This window comes from Klebsiella sp. GFKo11 (assembly GCF_056490265.1).
In genome coordinates this window covers 3659462-3678654 of sequence record NZ_CM151369.1, presented here as the reverse complement: position 1 = coordinate 3678654, position 19193 = coordinate 3659462, and the positions used below count along the sequence as shown (strand labels likewise).

21 protein-coding genes and 1 other annotated feature (1 of these 22 cut by a window edge) are annotated in these 19193 nt (G+C 43.0%); of the genes, 19 read left to right on the top strand and 2 right to left on the bottom strand.

Annotation, left to right across the window (positions count from 1 at the left end):
- Positions 1–88 (bottom strand) — a sequence feature (Trp leader region); it reaches 8 nt to the left of the window's first position.
- Between the two features lie 227 nt (positions 89–315).
- Genes rnm through AC07P6_RS17880 form a run of 3 tightly spaced genes read left to right on the top strand, consistent with a single transcriptional unit; the run spans position 316 to position 3741 of the window.
- Complete coding sequence (rnm, locus tag AC07P6_RS17890; protein WP_182238133.1) at positions 316–1185, top strand: RNase RNM; 870 nt, start codon at positions 316–318, stop codon at positions 1183–1185.
- A 9-nt stretch (positions 1186–1194) separates the two neighbouring features.
- The gene (locus tag AC07P6_RS17885; RefSeq protein ID WP_110273510.1) at positions 1195–1815 is read left to right on the top strand and encodes an L-threonylcarbamoyladenylate synthase; all 621 of its coding nucleotides are present in this window, start codon (positions 1195–1197) and stop codon (positions 1813–1815) included.
- Between the two features lie 30 nt (positions 1816–1845).
- Entirely contained in the window at positions 1846–3741 is a 1896-nt protein-coding gene (locus tag AC07P6_RS17880) for a DUF2207 domain-containing protein (protein ID WP_478314010.1), read from the top strand.
- 482 nt (positions 3742–4223) lie between these two features.
- Here the strand turns inward: AC07P6_RS17880 and AC07P6_RS17875 are convergent, their stop codons facing one another.
- A complete protein-coding gene (locus tag AC07P6_RS17875; protein ID WP_478314009.1) occupies positions 4224–4487 on the bottom strand; it encodes a hypothetical protein in 264 nt (87 codons plus the stop codon).
- 609 nt (positions 4488–5096) lie between these two features.
- Here AC07P6_RS17875 and AC07P6_RS17870 point away from each other — a divergent pair.
- Both AC07P6_RS17870 and AC07P6_RS17865 read left to right on the top strand, forming a co-directional pair.
- The gene (locus tag AC07P6_RS17870; protein ID WP_478314007.1) at positions 5097–6752 is read left to right on the top strand and encodes a tyrosine-type recombinase/integrase; all 1656 of its coding nucleotides are present in this window, start codon (positions 5097–5099) and stop codon (positions 6750–6752) included.
- Positions 6753–6787: 35 nt separating this feature from the next.
- A complete protein-coding gene (locus tag AC07P6_RS17865; RefSeq protein WP_478314005.1) occupies positions 6788–7264 on the top strand; it encodes a hypothetical protein in 477 nt (158 codons plus the stop codon).
- Between the two features lie 29 nt (positions 7265–7293).
- Here the strand turns inward: AC07P6_RS17865 and AC07P6_RS17860 are convergent, their stop codons facing one another.
- Positions 7294–7533 carry a hypothetical protein gene (locus AC07P6_RS17860; protein ID WP_478314003.1) on the bottom strand — a complete coding sequence of 80 codons (240 nt, stop codon included), beginning with the start codon at positions 7531–7533 and terminating at the stop codon, positions 7294–7296.
- Between the two features lie 1597 nt (positions 7534–9130).
- On the opposite strand from AC07P6_RS17860, the gene AC07P6_RS17855 reads away from it, so the two are divergent.
- From AC07P6_RS17855 to rluB, 14 genes are all read left to right on the top strand, one after another.
- The gene (locus AC07P6_RS17855; RefSeq protein ID WP_100683944.1) at positions 9131–9319 is read left to right on the top strand and encodes a hypothetical protein; all 189 of its coding nucleotides are present in this window, start codon (positions 9131–9133) and stop codon (positions 9317–9319) included.
- Positions 9320–9330: 11 nt separating this feature from the next.
- Positions 9331–9495, top strand: coding sequence for a hypothetical protein (locus AC07P6_RS17850; RefSeq protein ID WP_177943297.1), 165 nt, complete (start codon positions 9331–9333; stop codon positions 9493–9495).
- Positions 9458–10924, top strand: a complete 1467-nt coding sequence (locus AC07P6_RS17845) for a DEAD/DEAH box helicase family protein (RefSeq protein ID WP_478314001.1) — start codon at positions 9458–9460, stop codon at positions 10922–10924. Before AC07P6_RS17850 ends, AC07P6_RS17845 begins: the two co-directional genes overlap by 38 nt.
- Before the next feature lie 8 nt (positions 10925–10932).
- Positions 10933–11313 carry a hypothetical protein gene (locus AC07P6_RS17840; RefSeq protein ID WP_478313999.1) on the top strand — a complete coding sequence of 127 codons (381 nt, stop codon included), beginning with the start codon at positions 10933–10935 and terminating at the stop codon, positions 11311–11313.
- Complete coding sequence (locus AC07P6_RS17835; protein WP_177929062.1) at positions 11297–11434, top strand: hypothetical protein; 138 nt, start codon at positions 11297–11299, stop codon at positions 11432–11434. The genes AC07P6_RS17840 and AC07P6_RS17835 overlap by 17 nt, the downstream gene beginning before the upstream one ends.
- On the top strand, positions 11434–12072 hold the full coding sequence (locus tag AC07P6_RS17830) for a phage baseplate protein (protein WP_478313997.1): 639 nt from the start codon (positions 11434–11436) through the stop codon (positions 12070–12072). Before AC07P6_RS17835 ends, AC07P6_RS17830 begins: the two co-directional genes overlap by 1 nt.
- Positions 12073–12191: 119 nt before the next feature.
- Positions 12192–12569 (top strand): hypothetical protein, encoded by a 378-nt coding sequence (locus tag AC07P6_RS17825; RefSeq protein ID WP_478313995.1) that lies wholly within the window; start codon positions 12192–12194, stop codon positions 12567–12569.
- Positions 12570–12853: 284 nt separating this feature from the next.
- On the top strand, positions 12854–13279 hold the full coding sequence (locus AC07P6_RS17820; protein ID WP_478313993.1) for a hypothetical protein: 426 nt from the start codon (positions 12854–12856) through the stop codon (positions 13277–13279).
- 867 nt (positions 13280–14146) lie between these two features.
- Positions 14147–14380, top strand: coding sequence for a hypothetical protein (locus AC07P6_RS17815; protein WP_478313992.1), 234 nt, complete (start codon positions 14147–14149; stop codon positions 14378–14380).
- On the top strand, positions 14381–14740 hold the full coding sequence (locus AC07P6_RS17810) for a hypothetical protein (protein WP_478313991.1): 360 nt from the start codon (positions 14381–14383) through the stop codon (positions 14738–14740).
- A 31-nt stretch (positions 14741–14771) separates the two neighbouring features.
- The gene (locus AC07P6_RS17805; protein ID WP_478313990.1) at positions 14772–15800 is read left to right on the top strand and encodes a major capsid protein; all 1029 of its coding nucleotides are present in this window, start codon (positions 14772–14774) and stop codon (positions 15798–15800) included.
- Between the two features lie 102 nt (positions 15801–15902).
- Positions 15903–16091, top strand: coding sequence for a hypothetical protein (locus AC07P6_RS17800; protein ID WP_478313988.1), 189 nt, complete (start codon positions 15903–15905; stop codon positions 16089–16091).
- Between the two features lie 4 nt (positions 16092–16095).
- A complete protein-coding gene (locus AC07P6_RS17795) occupies positions 16096–17943 on the top strand; it encodes a hypothetical protein (protein WP_478313986.1) in 1848 nt (615 codons plus the stop codon).
- Positions 17944–18149: 206 nt separating this feature from the next.
- Entirely contained in the window at positions 18150–19037 is an 888-nt protein-coding gene (gene rluB, locus AC07P6_RS17790) for a 23S rRNA pseudouridine(2605) synthase RluB (RefSeq protein WP_110273507.1), read from the top strand.
- The last annotated feature ends 156 nt before the right edge of the window (positions 19038–19193 follow it).

Genomic DNA, 19193 nt, shown 5'->3' with positions numbered 1-19193 from the left:
GCCCGCTCATTGGCGGGCCGGGTATCTGTATGCTGAGTGCAAAACGCGATCACGCCGCCCGATAACAGGAGCTACGCCACCAGCCGTGCAGAGTGATAAATTGCGTTTTCATCGTTGATACCCCTTCATGTGAACTTTCGTACTAGTTAACTAGTCCGGAGGTGTAAAGTCAACCCCTGTTTGCAGATTTTATCGGTGAGTCGGTATGATGATGCGCCTGGTGAGATTATCAATAATTTGAATCACCGAAACGCAGCCAACTTTCCTGTCACTTAAAGTATGACGGGTACAGGTTTATGTCCAGCAGGAGTCATCTTGAGCAACACCAACTACGCAGTGATTTACGACCTGCACAGCCATACCATCGCCTCCGACGGGCGACTGACTCCACAAGAACTTGTTCATCGCGCCCACCAGATGCGCGTCGGCACCCTGGCGATTACCGATCATGATACCGTGGCGGCAATACCCGCCGCCAAAGCGGAAATTGAACGTGCAGGTTTACCGCTAACGTTGATAAATGGCGTGGAGATTTCCACGCTGTGGGAAAACCACGAGATTCATATTGTCGGGCTGAATATTGATATTGCCCATCCGGCGATGACCGCGCTACTTGATGAACAGAAAGCACGCCGCCAGCTGCGGGCTCAGCTGATTGCAGAACGGCTGGATAAAGCACGGATCCCTGGTGCCTGGGAAGGGGCGCTGAAACTGGCCGACGGCGGGGCGGTGACGCGCGGCCATTTCGCCCGTTTTTTGGTCGAAGGGGGTTATGCGAACAACATTGCTGACGTCTTTAAGAAATATCTCGCGCGTGGGAAAACCGGTTACGTTCCGCCACAGTGGTGTACAATAAAACAAGCGATTGATGTCATTCATCATTCTGGCGGCAAAGCGGTTATTGCCCATCCTGGGCGCTACGACCTCTCTGCCAAGTGGCTGAAAAGATTGTTAGCCCATTTTAGTGAGCAGGGCGGCGATGCGATGGAAGTCGCTCAATGCCAGCAGGCACCGCATGAACGCGCACAGCTTGCTGCTTACGCCGTGCAGTTTGGCCTTCTCGCCTCCCAGGGGTCTGATTTCCATCAGCCCTGTCCGTGGATCGAGCTGGGCCGTAAACTTTGGCTACCCGCTGGCGTAGAAGGGATCTGGCGCAGTTGGGAAGTGGCCGTAGAACAAAATTGAGAGGGAAGTATGAGCCAGTTTTTTTATGTCCATCCGGAAAACCCGCAGGCGCGGTTGATAAACCAGGCGGTGGAAATTGTGCGTAAAGGCGGGGTTATCGTATATCCGACTGACTCTGGTTACGCATTAGGCTGCAAAATCGAAGATAAAGGTGCGATGGAGCGGATTTGTCGTATCCGTGATTTGCCAAACGGTCATAACTTTACCCTGATGTGCCGCGATCTATCCGAGCTGTCGACCTATTCATTTGTTGATAACGTGGCGTTCCGGCTGATTAAAAACAACACGCCGGGTAACTACACCTTCATCCTCAAAGGGACCAAAGAGGTGCCGCGTCGTTTGCTGCAGGAAAAGCGTAAAACTATCGGTATGCGCGTGCCGTCGAACCCGATTGCGCAGATGCTGCTGGAAACTCTCGGCGAGCCGATGCTCTCAACCTCACTGATGCTGCCGGGAAGCGAGTTTACTGAATCTGACCCGGAAGAGATCAAAGATCGCCTTGAGAAACAGGTGGATCTGATTATTCACGGCGGCTATCTGGGCCAGCAGCCGACCACGGTTATCGATCTGACCGAAGATGCGCCGGTGGTGGTGCGTGAAGGCGTAGGGGATGTGAAGCCGTTCTTGTAATCTCCCAATTGTTCCACGGAAGGAATAGTGATGAAATGGACATTGATGTGTCGGTTTTTTCTTTTGCTATGGCTGTTCAGTGCTCCGTTCAGCCATGCGCGTTCAGATATTTTATCCCCCTCGACAGAAGCTATTTCTCTGTTTGACGTCCAGGCCACTATGCGCCCGGACGGCGTGCTGGATGTGCAAGAAAACATTCACTTCCAGGCGCGCAACAGGCAGATTAAGCACGGTTTTTTTCGCGATCTTCCGCGCATGTGGGTGCGACCGGACGGTAACGCGGCCCTGCTGACGTATCATGTTATCGGCGTGACCCGTGACGGCAAACCTGAACCCTGGCAGCTTCGCTGGCGCAGGGGGACCATGAGAATCGTCGTGGGGGATGAACAGACTCTTCTGCCGGAAGGCGACTATCGCTACCAGGTGCACTATCAGGTCAGCAACGCGTTTATCCGCGATGGCGATGATGACGTGCTTATCTGGAACGTCACCGGCGATAGCTGGTCGTTCGAAATATACCAGGTTCGCTTCGCTCTGCAGCTGGCGGATGCTCAAGGGGATCCGTTTAAGCAGATCGACTTTTTTACCGGCGATTATGGTGAAAGGTTAAAAAATGGTCACCTTCTGCCGGGCGGGCACATTGAGTCCCGCGAACCCTTCTACCAGCAGGATTTTACCGTACTCTATCGCTGGCCTCGGGCGCTGTTGCCTGATGCCGCAGAGCCGCAGGCGACTCATCTTCTCCCGCATCTTTTTATCCCCACGCTATCGTCGTTGATCGTCTGGATCCCCTGCGGGTTGTTGGCGGGTTATTTCTTATTTTTATGGCTACGCAGGCCGCGCTTTACTCCGGTTGACGTGCCGGAGCTGACGTCAATGTCCACGGAGTTTTCGCCGGGTTATCTGCGCATGGCGGCAAAGCAGACCTACGACGATAAAGGCTTTTGCGCTGATGTGACTAACCTGATTGTGAAGGGGCGGGTGGCGCTGGAGAGCGTGTCGGGTGACAAAACGCATCAATGCCTGGTGAGGGTTCACTCGGGGGCGAGCAGAAAAAGCGATATACCGACCCAGGAAGAGCAGCTATTGATGGATCTGTTGTTCCGCAAGGGCGATAAGGTGGTGCTCAAAGGGCGCTACAATAGAACGCTGCGTAAAGCTTTTATTCGGATGGAGAAACATTATCGTCAGCAGCATAAGGGCGCGGGATATCGGCCTTTGAGCTTCCTGTTGTGTGGGATTGTGGCGATATTTGCGACTCAGGCACTTGCTAATGCACAGAGTCCGGGCTGGACGGCCAGAACCTTAACTGCGGATTGTTTTGCGGGCCTTTTCTTCGTTCTTCCGCTTCTCTTTAGCGGCGTTAACCTGGTGGTTGAGAGCGATCTCGGCAAACCGATTCGCAAGAGTTTACTGGCAACGTTGTTCTTTCCGCTTATCGGTGGTGGCCTGATTTTTCTGCTTCTATGGGCAAAAATGGGTTTTTCGCTCTTTCAATGGTATATGCCCGCCGGATACTTCAGCGCCTGGTGCCTGACCGGTTATATCACCGCGCTGGGATTTTGCTTGCTTCCACAGCTTACGCAATCAGGCCAGCAGCGCTTTGCCCGGGCCAGGGGGGTAATCCATTATCTGGAACGCCTGGAGGCCGCGACGTACAGCGGACGACGGCGCAAAGGCGAGTCCCGTTATCTGGATATTTCATTGCTTAGCTGGGCAGTGGCCGCAGGGCTGGGTAAGGAGTGGGCCAATCGCCTGGCTCCATCCCTGGCGGCGGCGATTAAGACGCCGGAGATAGCCAGATCCGGGATGTTGTTGTCCTTACAGGCGCATTTGAGCAGTGGGGCCTCCAGCGTTTCTGGTTTCGGCAGCGGCGGAGGATTTTCCGGTGGCGGTGCAGGAGGCGGCGGCGGAGGTGGATGGTAATATTTTCCCTGGTACGCTGAAGCTGTCTTTTCTTTCTTGAATGGAATGTGTGTATTTTTATCGACAGGTTAATAATGAAAACTATTAATTATAATAGGTGCGCGATTAAATATTATGTGTGTTTTTATGATGCAGTAGCAGTGGGTTTAAAATTAACTTGAACCGTGATTTTTTATGAAATGACAGGGGCCTTAAGCCCCTTCATGATTAAATGTATATACCCGTCATACTTCAAGTTGCATGTGTGTTGGCTGCGTCAGTTCACCCCAGTCACTTACTTCAGTAAGCTCCTGGCGATTAATGAGAGGCTCCTGCCTCTCACCGGAGGCCAGCCTTCGGCTGGTCAAATTCGTTCCCGACGAATTTGTCACTTCCTTGCCGCGTTACTCGGTCTTCGGGGCCAGCGCAAGCGCTGTTCAAGGCACGAGTGCTTTGTCCTGCAACTCGAATTATTTAGGGTATAGATTGTGACTTTATTGTGATTATGTATCGTCTGAACCAGTGTGGGCTGAGTCAACGCAAGGAATGACGGTATGCTGAGTCATGTTGAGCAACGACTCAATTTCAGAGAGTTTGTTTCTTAGTTTTACCGGTGATGGCATATTTCTTAATGAAAGAATGCAAATATCATCTTGTGCAACCACCATGTTTATGTCGGAAATTTTGATTATCATTTCATCGTTATTGCATGTTCTTATTTTGGCGTAACACACATCACGAAGTTTGAGGTGTTCAATGTTTTTCATTTTCAAAACTCATTTTTAAAATTAGACCGGGTATATGAGCTCATTCCAGACTTTTTGTTTTTAATTGAATAATGAATCCCAAAGGGGGTAAAACGAAATGTGAATTGAGAATAATCCTAAAAATTATAAATGGCAATACAATCATTAGTGTTATTGATGAAACAGGGCCGCAACCGAGCAGGCGCTGACCCGCAATGATGAACTTCAACGCCTCTATGTCTCGAAAGCCTGATGACCGGCCTTTCCGGCCACAGGAAAATCCGTCAGCATGAATCATAATTGATAAGGATTGTTTGTATCCTGGTGGAAAAGCGCGGCCACATGAAACGCAAAGAAGCATTCATCTTAAAGTTCGTGTACCATGTTCGCCCACGCGAGAGGGCATGTCTCAATTGTGGCCGTTAAAACGACGCAGAACATGATATGCCTGGATGCAAAATATATATACAGAACATGGCGTTAAATCATAATTTTGATAGCGTCATGTTTTTCGAAGTATACCAGACGCCTGGGAAGGCGACACCGCCTCGCTGCTCAGCGGCAACATTTTATATCAAATCAAGTCGTTAGCGTTAACTCTATGAAATGAATAACAAAAGGGTCAACGCAATGGGTAACAGAGTGGACAACAAAGCCCCGAAATTCACTACCAAACGCGGCAACACTTTCTACATCAATTTTCGTCTCCCTGATGGAACCTTCTTTCGTCGTAGTTTAGGCACTGATTCTTTGAAAGCTGTGCAGGTGACGATGAGTCGCCTAAGCCCATACATCCCCCTTGTTCAAAATGGTTCGCTATCCGTCGAGCAATTCAAAATGCATATTGACGGTTTCAGAGAAGCCACTCAGCGCGATTTTGATACCTATTTGTTGGATTGGTTGAGGCTAGGCGTTGATGAGGTTAAGCGGATGCCGGAACTCGGACGATTGAACAAGTCAATTTTCCCTGATAGTCCTATTTCAGCATCAAAGAGTGTTGAGGAGGCTAAGGGGCAATCTGAGACCCTTCTAAACCGTGTCTATAGCGGGGATGACTCTACCGCTCGGATGTTACTTGCCACTCTGCACCAGAAGAAAGTTTCTTTCGGTCAAAATGACGTAGAACAAGCTTATGAGGTGGCGGGTCAGATTGATATGCACCAGACCATGCTACACCAGGCTTATGAGGCGTTCTATGCTGGTGATATTGTCCGTTATCGTGCTCTTGTTGAATCCATGCAATCACAATTGGCTGAAACTGAAAAGCTGAAGCAGCCAGCAATTAAACAGGCTGTTGTAACTGTTGATGCTCCTAACGATGACACTACACCGTTACTTTCTGAGGCCTGGAAGCTGTTTGTGGCTGAGAAGGGGAAAACCTGGGCTATCACCATAGCTCGTGAGAATAATCGTTTCTATGAGGTGCTGATGCATGTTTTAGGGGATATTCCTGTGGGGAGTATCACCAAACAGCACATACGCCAAACACTGGCAGTGATTGAGAACCTGCCACGCCGAAACGTGAAACCCTACTCAGAGATGACGTTAGAGGAGTGCATAGATTTTGATGTTCCTGAAGACGATTTGATCAGTAGTGCCAATGTTAAAAAGCACCTCAAGATTTATTCCTCGTTTTTCAAAGTTTTCCTTAAAGATGAAAAGGATATCTTAGAAAAGGCTCCCACTGAGGGGATTAAATATGAGGTGACGGAGAACAAGGGCGGACATTACTCGCGGCCTGAGATGCAACGGCTCATAGAACGGTTATCTACGTTTACCGATTGGCGTAAAGACTACTTCCTGACTTTGATCTACACAGGTGCTCGCCGGGGTGAAATGGCGGCTATACGCAAGGAGCACATACGCAAAGATGAGGAGACGGGGCGTTACTACATCTTCATTGCGGACGGTAAAACGGAACACGCACAACGACAAATCCCGATCAGTAAAAGTATTGAGGCGCTGTTGTTAGCTCGAATTAAGCCCCTTAAAGATGGTGATCTTGTGTTTAACGACTTGCCAACCTACGAATATACCGCTATTCAATGGCGTAGTTTAATGGATGATTGCAATGTTCCGAAATACAACGAATTTGGGCAGGAGAGGGTGATTCATGCATGCCGCCATACCTTCATATCGGAGGCTATAGCGAAAACGGGTAACGCTGCACTCGTTCAATTCGTTGTCGGACATAGTAGAACGCAATCGCTAGGCATAACTGCAAGATACACACACAGACCACCATTGCATGATCTATTACAAGTTGTAGATAGTGTGAACTGGTGATATCACCCATTTGAAAATTAACGCAGGTGTAACCAATGGCTGGAAATATCAGAATTTATTATGACTACGAAAATACTGAACATACTTTAGATGTATGGTCTGACGCAAACTCACCACTAAAAAGTGACCTGGAAGTAATGAATGCTGTTTTGGCTGAATTACCGGGACATATTGCACCAAGTATCAAACGTGTTGTTGAGTTAACAACAGACGGAAAACCTATGATATATGATGAGTTTCGTATCGAAGACCCCGACACCGGTCTCCCATATGGCTTACTTTATACAAGACTTGGGCATGATGGCTGGGTTTATCTAAGCGATATCAATAGCTATGGTGCACGTATAGGCAAGGAACTACAGGGGGAGTATTTTACGATGGAAAAGGGGCACAATTATATCTCGAATGATAAAAAACTCTTTCCTGCAAATGCTAAGGTTGATTGGGAGCGTTTAAGTGTTTTTTGTAATGAGCATGAGTATCATTTAATTCCGTGGTCTCCATCATTATAGAGTTTGCGGGCTTTTACATTCTTTATAAATCAATTACTAGCCTCTGTGTCAAATGTTTTGGCATAGGGGCAATTTCCTTTAGTTAGATAGGTGAATGTGTAATTGCTGTTCTCATAGATGCATAGCGTTTTTCCGTTCTCCGTCTGTTCCTCCTGTGGGTTGGTTAGGGTGATTTGTCCGGCTCTTGCACTGATACAATAGAGCAGGGCTAGCACAATGAATGCAGGTATCAACAATTTTAACAGAATGCCTTTACCGTCTCTTTTCATGAATTCTCTCCTTAGTGAATCAAGTCACCGTACATCACCGTACAATTAGCAGAAATGCAAGAACATGATCACTACTGAACACACCGCAAATGCGACCCATTCTCATTTAATTCATAATTTCAAAATATCCTATAAATTTCAATGTGATAACATTTATAAACTCTAGTTTGCATAGTGTTATGTTATGCGGAGTTTATGCATACGCGCTGCATAAAACTTTGAATAAAGACAAAGTGTTATTTAAACACTATAAAATTCAATAAGTTATTGTTTGGTGGGGTAGGTCACGCCATCGTAGGCGACAGGTTTAACATGCCTTTAATGATAATGATTCTCAATATCATTTATAGTTGAAAATTGATTGTTTTTGCACGAAAAGTTTCATTCGAAAGTAAACGTAGAAACTCGTTCAACAATAACTAAAACTGTCTTGCACATTACATAGCCTGTAAGCCCTGCTACGCCTGGCTTTGTCTCTCTTTGCACATAATACACTATTGCACAGAATTCCTCTAAAACAGCTTAAAACAGCCTTTCTTTTCATTGATTAAAAGGGGTATTAAAGAGTGAATTAATGCATATTAAACGTTAATTAAATTGTATTTAAATCCGGCTTAACTTGAGAGACATTCTTGCACAGAAACATATTGCACATAATCATGTTTTATTCAGATAAATTTTATTGTAGGTGATATATAGCGATAGTGCTATGCACTCCCTTCGGGTATCGCTCATTACATTCTCTCTTTTTGCATGTAATCAATTGTAGAGATGTTTCTGTTATTAACAAAAGACTTTTCTTTTTTTTAGTGGGAGTGAGGGTTGGACTGACAGTGGTCAGCCCTTACGGAGAGTATGTAAATGTAATGCACATACGACACTATGAAGATTCTTTCCTTTATATAGATAGTTGTTATGAGTCAGCGAAGCGTAGAGGGGTATCGCAGATAGCCGACACTCATTTGAAATGTGTCATAACACATTCAAGAATCACTATACTAACCTCACTATCTACTATGCAAAAGGAAAAAGCACCTTTCACATAGACTCTTCGAGAGATATCCCCCCGTTCACTAACGAGGGGAAACACTAACTCCTACTACTACCACTCAATAAAAGAAAAAGCCCTTTTATTTCATGCTAGCTGTTTGAGTAAGTCTATCTACAATTCACAGCTCACACTCATTAACTCGTGCAAGCTCTTCATTAAGATAGATATTTACTATAACTATTAGTATGCAAAACTAAAAAGGTATCAAAATTTAATTACAATAGCGCTTATGTAAATATAAAATGATACCTTTATAGAATGTGTCTGATAATATATCAATGCATACTGAAGCCGGATTTTTACCCTTTATCTATATAAATCAACTATGTAACATTTGTAAACCCTATTGACTTTTCGTAAGGTACTAAAAATAGTACACTTTTTTGCATTCAGGTATTGACAAAAGGTAGGTAACATGTTATTATTGATTATATAAGGTGATATTTAAATACTTATCATCTCATTAATAAGCAAATAAACACTGCACTATGGGCCTTCTGGTTGCATGGTGTTATTACTTTTAATAACCAAAAAGAGGATAGTAATATGTCTAATTTCAAATACTACGATGTTCAGGCAATCTTAGATGCCCTCCTGTCAGGTGAACTTAAACGTCTTAATGCAAAACGTAGTCAACATACAGCTAAGAGCATGGGACACTTGGACAGAGCAGAGCGCTATCGTAAAGCAGTAGCACTGTTTGATCAGATTCAAAGTATTAAGAAGATCAAGTAAAGGGGTTAAAAATGAATATTAATTTTGATTCAGATATGTATAAGAAACTCCAAGCTAAAGCAACTGAACAACACACTACGATCCCTGCTCTTATTAAAGAGTTAGTGATTAAACATGTCCTTGTCGATGAGGAAAATAATGAAGCAAAAAAGACTAAAACAGTTTCCAGTAATTAAATATGTAGATGCGATTTGCGGTAGCGGTAAGAGTCACAGACTGAAAGAATACATCTTAGGTAATCCTGATAAACTTTCCCTCATTGTCGTTCCTACTCATAACCTAGCAGAACAATTCCAGAACAATCTCAACGAGATACTTAAAAGAAAAGTATTCCGTGTTATGGGTGAGCCAGCAGTCAAAACACTCTCTGATGCTCTCGAAGACACCTTTAAATACAAAGTTATCATTTGCACTCATGAATGCTATAAACAGTATTGTTATAAAGCAGCGTTTGATAATGAGATGCAAGATAAGCTGTTACATTTTGACGTTTGTGTAGATGAAATACCCGCCGCCTCATTCGGTGGATGGATTAAAGTAGACTTTAAAAAGAATGCTGATGAAAACTACCCCTTTCTAAACTGGATAGAAGAAAAAGAATCACTCTTCTATATAAAGGGGGAGAACAGAGAGGAGTTTGAAAAGTATTATAGAGAGAAGAACGCTAACAGCGGAGATTTAAAACAACTATTATGGGCTATGTTACACGGTGCCGGGTTGATGTTTGATGAAGAGAAACACTTCTTCTGTTATGGAATCTCTCCGATACTCATTAGCGTTAACTGGTGCAAAAGCTTTGTGATTATGGGCGCTGGTGTGAGCCGTAGTGAGTTTTTATGGTGGGCTAAAGAGGTTGCACACTTCATCTGTATACCTGCTCCTGAATACCTACAGCCTCATACAGAGCGTAGACAGCATAAGCTTGTGCCTATTGAGATAAAAGCCCTCACAGATAAGAACGCTACACAGGAATCATTAGCATATACCCTTAACAATTTTAATAAAGAAGTGAGAACATTGTTAGGTGATGGATATATCTTTGCAACTAATAAAGATAAATCAGTATGCAACTTTGAATCTTATGGAGATGAAATCTTTGGGGAGTCTAACAGGGTTAGCATGGCAAGTTACGGATTGAACAACTACCAACACACAACAAAAGCTGCTTTCATTGGATGCTCAAACTTCCATCCTTCTGTAACAGGTAAATGGAAATTGTATGCAGAACTAAACGGATGGGATGCAAATGAATTAGCAAGCAGACGTAAAGCCGCAATGAATTATGAGCAATGCTATCAGTTTGTTTCACGGTGTTCTATAAGAGACTTTGAATCTAATAGACCTCAATTATACATTGTTCCTGATTTAGCTACTGCTAACTATCTGCAATCTTATTACTTTCCTGGTGCAAAGGTAGAAAGTTTAGGCTTTGACCTTCCAGTGAAAGAAAGAAAAGCAAGGGAAGTAGTTAAACCATACAATACAACAAAAGGGAATGAGACAAGGGAAATGATTCAAATGTATAAAGCACAGGGAATGAAACAAAAAGATGTAGTGAAACTATTAGATTTAGGTATTGCCACAGTAAAAAGAAATTGGAAATAGGAGAATAAATGTCACGAACTAAAGCAAGAGATTTAGAGATCTACAACTACCTTAAAGAAAATAAAAGCAGTCTCTATTCTATAAAATCCCTCGCAGTAAAACTTGATATCACAGAAGAAGATATTAAAAAGAACCTCTCCTCTCTAAAGTTTGGTGATCAAGTAACCTTTGAAATGTTTGGGAATGACACATTCCGAGTAGTATCAATTTCTAATTCATTTGAAGAGGGGCAGACGGATAAAATAGATAAACACTGGAGAGAACATACTAAGAAGCTTGTTAGTATTTATAAATCACAGGGATACACTCCTGAACAATGTTCAGAGATTAGTGATATCGAACTACAAACAGTAAACAAATATTGGAGTAATGATGGCAGAGTTAAATAAAAATGAAACAGAACTACTCTTCAAACTTGCAGAGTATGCAGGGGTTGAAGTTTGGGAATATCAAGACCAGATTGTTAAAGAATATCTACAAGAATTGATTTCACGTATGGAGGCTGAATAATGGCGTCCGTTAATGATACAACCTCCACTAAATCAACCAGTAAAACTAAATCAGAGAATGGGTTTTGTGTAATAGCGAGCATGAGCAACGACTCCTCTGCTAGTTACATTCAGGAATATAGTGCTCTATCGTTTGATAGTGTCCCTCAAATTGGTGTAAAGCGCAAGGCAGACGTTTCCAGTTATGCAATAGAGAGTGGTAGTGAAGTGAGCGACCATATTCAAATTAAAAACGATTCAATCAATATATCAGGCTGGATTACTGAGTCTCCTATCGAATTACGGGGAGATATTATCTCAAGTGCTGGGGCCAACGGCACCAGGGTTAAACAGGCTATTGATTGGTTAAACACCACATTCGAAGCGCGGCAAACTATCTCACTGGTTACAAGAGACGCTGTATTAGAGAACGTTGTCCTAACAGGTGTCAGTTATAATTACGATGATGCTATTGATGCAATGAAGTTTGATTTGTCATTTGAAAAGATTAGATTAGTTAGTAGTAAGGAGGTGGATGTAATAGCCACTAAGACAAAAAGCACTACGAATAAAGGTAAGACAATTAAAACTAAGGCAAACACTAATACAGTTAAAAAAGACAGCACTGTTAGTAACCTGTCCTCTCAATATAATTCCTAAACACATCGGAGCTACCATTATGGAATACATGCAATCATTAATAAGTTTTGCCCTTTGGGGAATTTTAATTTCCAATCTAACTCATACACTAAAAATAAAATATAAAAACTGGAGGAACGTTGAGTAAAAATAGAAACATTTTAAACGTTAACAAATTACAGCTTAGAGCAGTAGGCAGAAGTAAAAGAAAATCTAGAGAGAAGAGCGTCCCTAAGTGGGATGCAACCCCAGAATATAAAGACTCCCCAGCACTCACACAAGAGGAACAGGAAATCATTGATAGTATTTGTGATAACAATAATGTTTATTTTAATCCTCGTAAACGAATGACCACTAAATTTAACGATGAATTAGAAAGGTGGCAAGCGTTAGGTTTTAAGAGTGAAGATGAGCATATTGCATGGAAAAGACTGAATAACAGGGACGATACTTCCAGCACTTATACAGACCTCGCAGACACTATCCTAAAAATTACACAGGGACAGAAAATTGACTGAATATAATACAATATATGAAATGGTGCAGGCCTATGCTGACTACTGTAATTCACAGGACATGCTACATGGGCGCACCGACCACCCGGACGGGGATTATTACATGTATTTCACTTCTGGGAAGATTAACCAGAAACAGCAGGATACTGTAGTATTCTGCTTCACTAAAGAAAAGAATTCAGAAGGTAGGTACCCTTCTTATCTGATTCAAACATCATAAACAACAATTCAAATATAGGGCCCCTTACAGGGGGCTATAACAAACTTTAAAACAGAGGTATACAAATATGTCAATCAATAGTATGAATCGTGCAGGCCGTGGACGTGAAGCGCTGGAACAGGTTTCCCCATTACAAATTGAACACGAGGAACTCACAGCAATTCAGGAAGATCAAGCACCTGTTAAGGATAAACTCACTCCCTGGGAAGTGTTGTTAGCCACTGTAGAGGATTTAGATGTAAATCACTCTCTATTCCTGTTAGAAGCTTATAACGACTTCTATAATAACCCTTCTCAGGGGACTCTTAAATATGCTGTAGATAAAACACAGTATATTAATCAGAAGATCAGAGGAATTAATGTAACACTCAACTGGTTTAACCAAAGTCAGTTCTGTAAGACACCTGAATACCAGGATGAGATGATTTATATTCTTGATGTCCTCGTTAACATTCAGACAGAAATCACACAGTTTGTAGACAATCTCGAATAAGGGGCGTAAGCCTCTTTTATCTTTGGGGGCTACTTGAAATAAAACTCGTTACAAGGTGAAATACAATTTCAATTGTCACTTGAGCGTATTTTATTTCACTTTTCTATTGACAAATACATATTTTAATGTTAATGTTATCTTAAGGGTAAGATATTTCAGAGAAGACACTACCTCCTTATAGATTCTTCATTCTTCTGATATTGCACTTTTTCGTTTTGTTAATTGGTCATTGACTCCAAATCAGAAACGTTTACTTTCCAAGGGTTTTGTTTCTGATGGGAATTAGGCTGCTTTATATTGCAATCACAGTATAAACGCTTTTAGCCTTCTTCTCTGAACTATTTTCCCCATCATTTATTAGAATATACTAATAAATACTACCAAACCGCATTTATTCTTATTTATTTATCCTTAAATCGAAAATAGAGAGAAAAGTCCCCTAATTTAAGTGGATGGTAGTATTTTTTAGTGTATATCTAGATAGATTGCACATTTTTGTTATTGACAATAGTCAGTAGCTTTTATTTTATTATCTATTACAGGTAGATAGTTTAACAACAAGTAGCCATCTGGCATGTTGGGAAGCATTACTTTGTCATTATCAAAAAGCATCATTGGGTAGCTCCGATGAAAAAACAGGAGAATAGAAAACTCCTCTTATCAACTGAATTAGGAAGCGGTTGGATAAGTTAATAATGTTGCCGCATTTATTTTCTACTCAAAGAAGGGCACCTATTACCAGTGGGTGCCCTCTTTTTATCCCCACTTGAAATAAATTTATTTCACTTAAAATAGCACTTTCAAAGTTACTTTTAAACAATTACATAGTTACTTTTAAAGACCTATTATATATAAATGAGAATTAACATGAAAAAAGAAATGAACAGTATCACAAAAATGTCACAGGAAGAATTTAAATCTGCATGTATTAAAACTGCTGTAATGCTAAATATCCCTGTGGAAGAAGTGATTGAAGAAGCTGAAAAGCGACTTAATAAAGCTGGCGTAGAAGTAGAGAAAAGCGATAACACTGATACACTCACTTTTAATGAACGATACGCAGCACTATTAAAATCTAAATTAAATAAGGATAATGTCTAAATGATTAATCTATCTCAATTGTTCGACCACAATAAAGGGTTCACCGATGTTGTGAGTTATGCTACAGACCCTTTTGCATGTGTTATGGATATGCAATTTGATACTCTGGCTGCTGATGTGCATGCTGGCGATGTATTGGGTGCTGATGGCTCTCTGTATACCTCTGGTGATGATGCCTACATTGTTGTAGCTGATTATGTCCCTGCTGGTTCTGCTCGTTGTGTGAACGTTCTACGCTCTCCTGCAATGGGGTCATGGGTTCATGTTAAGCAAGGCAACCTGAATGCAGGTGATGTTGATGCTGCTGTTGTAGCACTCGTTAAACAAGGATTCCGTTTCCAGGAATTCCAGACTTCTTAATATAAGAATAATAATAAAAGGAAAATAAAGAATGATTTTCGGAAATGAAATTGTTGACCTGAGTCCTATTTTCTCAGTAGCCCCTCAGAATAACTACATGCTTAATGCACTGAATGTATTTGATGGTGTTCCTTCTGATACTTCTAAAATTGTAATCTCAGATATCGTTACTACTAACGAATCCCTGCTGAACACTCCTAAGAGCCGTTATAGCTCTGAGCATGATGTTACTAAACGTGGTTTTGGGACTGACCGCATTATCGAAATTCCTTTCTTCCATCGTGAAGACATGGTGAAAGTAAGTGACATCCAGGGCAAACGTAAATTTGGCACTGAACTTGAACAAACCTTGCTGGATGTATCGAGTGATTATGTAGCCCGCCACGCTATTGCATATTACCGCACACGTGAAAAAGCATTTGCACAGGCCCTGTTTGCTGGCACTGTAACTACCCCGTACACTGATGACCAGCTGATTGACTGGAGCACCACTTTCGATGCAACTCGAATGACTAAAGTGATTGACCTCACTTCTACCACTGTTAACCCGTTTGAAATGTTCGATGAAATCATTGATGCAACTAACGAGAAAGCTGATGGCCTGATGAGTAAGATTGAACGTGTTGTAGTATTCGCCACTCCTGCATTCTATAATGCTCTGCGTTATTCTGCACAGTTTGCTACTGCATTCCAGTATGTATTGCCACAAGACCCGGCTAACGTTGTATTCCAGCGTCGTGAGCTACTGCCTAACGTATCCTTCTTCTCTATTCCAGGGACTAATATTGATATCGTTAAAGTAAGTGACCCACTGCTTTCACAGTTTATTCCTGATAATTCAGCAATTGCAATTCCTGTATTTAGTGCAGGTGCTAACGTTTATCAGAATGTGTATGGCCCTGCTTCTACACGTTTCGACCTGATGAATCAGAGTGCAAGTGAATATTACACCTGGCAGATGCTGCGTGAACGTGGGGATGCTCTGGATATCGTGACTGAACATAGCACACTTCCAGTTAACCACGGATTCGGCTTCTCTACCCTGATCACTCAGTCGTAAGAGAAAGCTATATAAATATAAGCCTATAGGGGTGAGGGAGACAACCGAAAGCAAATCGGCCCCGCTCCTATGGGCTTTTCTTGTTTTAAGAGGATAGAGAGTATGAAATTTATAATGAAAAGCGCTGGCATTAATCTAAAGGGAAGTGATGCCGAGAAATTAATCAATATTAGTGAACTATGCAGAACATTTGGCCTTAATATTAACACTTTCAACACATTACGCTTTCGTTATGGCTACGGTGTAGAAGAGACGTTAGCTATTATGCTTTCAGAGAATAAAGAGGAATAAGCTTATGATGGAAATTAAGGTCTCTAAAATAGTCAACGTTGTCGAGTTTAGTGTTTCCAAAGACACTCTTAAAAAAGCTAAAGACTCAGTGAAAGGCATTAAGGATTTTATTGAGAATCAAAAGCCTGTATTAAAGATTGGTCTTGACCAGAAGCATTTAAAAAAACAAGTTAAACAAGCTGTAGCGGCTGCACAGGCTCAACAAAAGATTATTAATGGTGCTACTACCTCTCCTGTTAAAACTCCTGGAGTATCAGGAAAAGGGAATGCAAATGGCGCTGCAAGAGCACAGGCACAAGCTATTAAAATGGCTGATACAGCAGATATTAAAAGACGTAGTGCAGCATTAGCCCTCAACGGTATTACAGGCCGCACTGTAGATGAGCAATATAGGGCTGTTAAGGCTGTCCATAACATTACACAACAATATGAGCAGGGTGTAATTAGTCAGGCTCGTATGAATCAGCTGATAAAGGAAGAGGTAGCTCTAGTTAGGCGTGCTGCGGCCGCAAGGCGTAGTGTAACACAAGCCACTCAGACAGCCTCTATAAGCACTGGAGGGAAGTTAGCAGGTGTAGGGAAAGGGTTTATGTCTGGGGGCTTCCTAGGGGCTGGCACAGGCGCTCTGGCTAGTGCTGGGATGGCAGGTGGTGGTGTATTAGCTGCCGGATACCTGGGGGAACGTATCAGAACGGCTGTGACCGAACAGGCGAGGGACGTTAATGAGCTATCAGCATCCGCTAAGAGTGTTAACGTAGACCCAAATACCATCCTCGCCATGCAGAGGTATGCACAGGTTAACGGGATTGATAGCGGGTCTGATGGTGTGACAGGACGTCAAAAATTGGTAGATGGTATGAAAGATTTGACTGAAAAGCTTAACCAATCTGGACAAGACAGCACATTTGATAAAAAGTCTGGAAAATGGAAGGGCGGCAACTCTGCAATTGATACCATAATGACTGACCTGGGAATGAGTAAAGAAGAAATCAAACAATATTCCACATCTCCCGCTGATTTTATGAATCGTATTGTTAACGGGTATCAGAAAAAAGGCCTCACTCCTGAGCAGATGAGTAATAAAATTGAAAACCTTTATGATGATGCGATGTATTATACTAAACTCTGGGCTAATAACAGCGCAGAACTTTCTAATAATTTTGAGGAGTTAAAGAAAGCAGGGGGCTTATTAACTAAAGAGCAACAAGATGCTGCGAAGGAATTAGCACGCACTATGAGTTTAGGTGGGGCTGCTATGGATTCGAACCTTCGTCAAATGATGGTTGGATTTACTCAGGCATTCGGTAACAGCGATGATTTTGTTAACTCTATTCAGAAATTAGGACCTGCTTTTAAAGAGTTAGGGAGTGAAACAGGCAACCTGATTAAGAATATCACCATGTTTGCTACCCAAATTACAGATGGCTATTCCAAATTTATGGGATGGTTACAGAAAGAATTTCCCTCAGTATTTAAATCTGGCGATGCCAGTGTGATTGATAGTGTAAATGACATGGTGTCCGGCTCTGCTGATAGTGCTGCTTCATGGGTAAATGATGTATTCGGATTTGACCCTAGAAATGTAGGAAGAGGGGTGAGAGACGGTGGGTATTCTCCTAACGTCCCCCTCATTACGGGTAACAATGCCATCCCTCAAAGCTACCAGCCTGCATCCTATTCTGCGCCTAATATCACCGTTCTTCCTGCACAGGTGATGAATGTTATTGATGTTAAACCGGATTACAGCAGAATGGGGCAGTTTATCGACCTGGAAGTGACGAGTAAGCTTCAGGCTCAAGCTAATCAACTAGCAATTGATCTACAAGGCGCTACGAGTGCTAGCGGTAACTAAAAGAGGGGCTTACGCCCCTTTTTCTATTTCTAAAATTCTCTTAACCACTTAACAGTTCATAGCCAACAAAGTGGGTTACAAACTAGGTTACAAACTGGTGAACATCGCGTATAATAGTTTTCAATGAAATGTGCTAACACATTGATTTGTATAGGTTTATATATAATATCCCGACGCCTGGGAAGGCGACACCTTAAGGATGCTCAATGAGCGAGAAATTACAAAAAGTGCTGGCCCGCGCTGGCCACGGCTCCCGCCGTGAAATTGAATCTAAAATCGAAGCTGGCCGCGTCAGCGTCGATGGCAAAATCGCTACTCTCGGCGATCGCGTTGAAATTGTCCCTGGTTTAAAAATTCGTATCGATGGTCACCTGATTTCGGTGAAAGAGTCTGCGGAACAAATCTGTCGCGTGCTGGCGTACTACAAGCCAGAAGGCGAGCTGTGTACCCGTAACGACCCGGAAGGTCGTCCGACGGTATTCGATCGTCTGCCAAAACTGCGCGGCGCGCGCTGGATTGCCGTGGGTCGTCTGGATGTAAATACCTGCGGTCTGCTGCTGTTCACCACCGACGGTGAACTGGCAAACCGCCTGATGCATCCGAGCCGTGAAGTTGAACGCGAATACGCCGTGCGCGTGTTTGGTCAGGTTGATGAAGATAAGCTTCGTCAACTATCTCGTGGCGTACAGCTGGAAGACGGTCCGGCGGCGTTTAAAACCATCAAATTCACCGGCGGTGAAGGGATTAACCAGTGGTACAACGTGACGCTGACCGAAGGGCGTAACCGTGAAGTTCGCCGCTTGTGGGAAGCCGTTGGCGTACAGGTTAGCCGTCTGATCCGCGTTCGTTATGGTGATATTCCGCTGCCGAAGGGCCTGCCTCGCGGCGGCTATACCGAGCTGGACCTGGCGCAAACCAACTACCTGCGTGAGCTGGTGGAGTTGACGCCGGAAACCACCTCAAAAGTGGCGGTCGAGAAAGATCGTCGTCGCATGAAAGCGAACCAAATTCGTCGTGCGGTCAAGCGCCATAGCCAGGTCGGCAATAACAATAATAGCCGTCGCTCCAGCAGCCGTAATAACGGTAACGGTTAATGACTTTCGTTCCGGCGGGTAACCGCCGGAATTTTCGCTTTATTTTCTCCTGCCTGTGATATCTTTCACACTTCTGCATAAAGACAAAAAACGGGAAATTCCCGGACAAATAACGCAAAGCGCTGTGCCAGCCAACGCCATATACTGACGCCACTG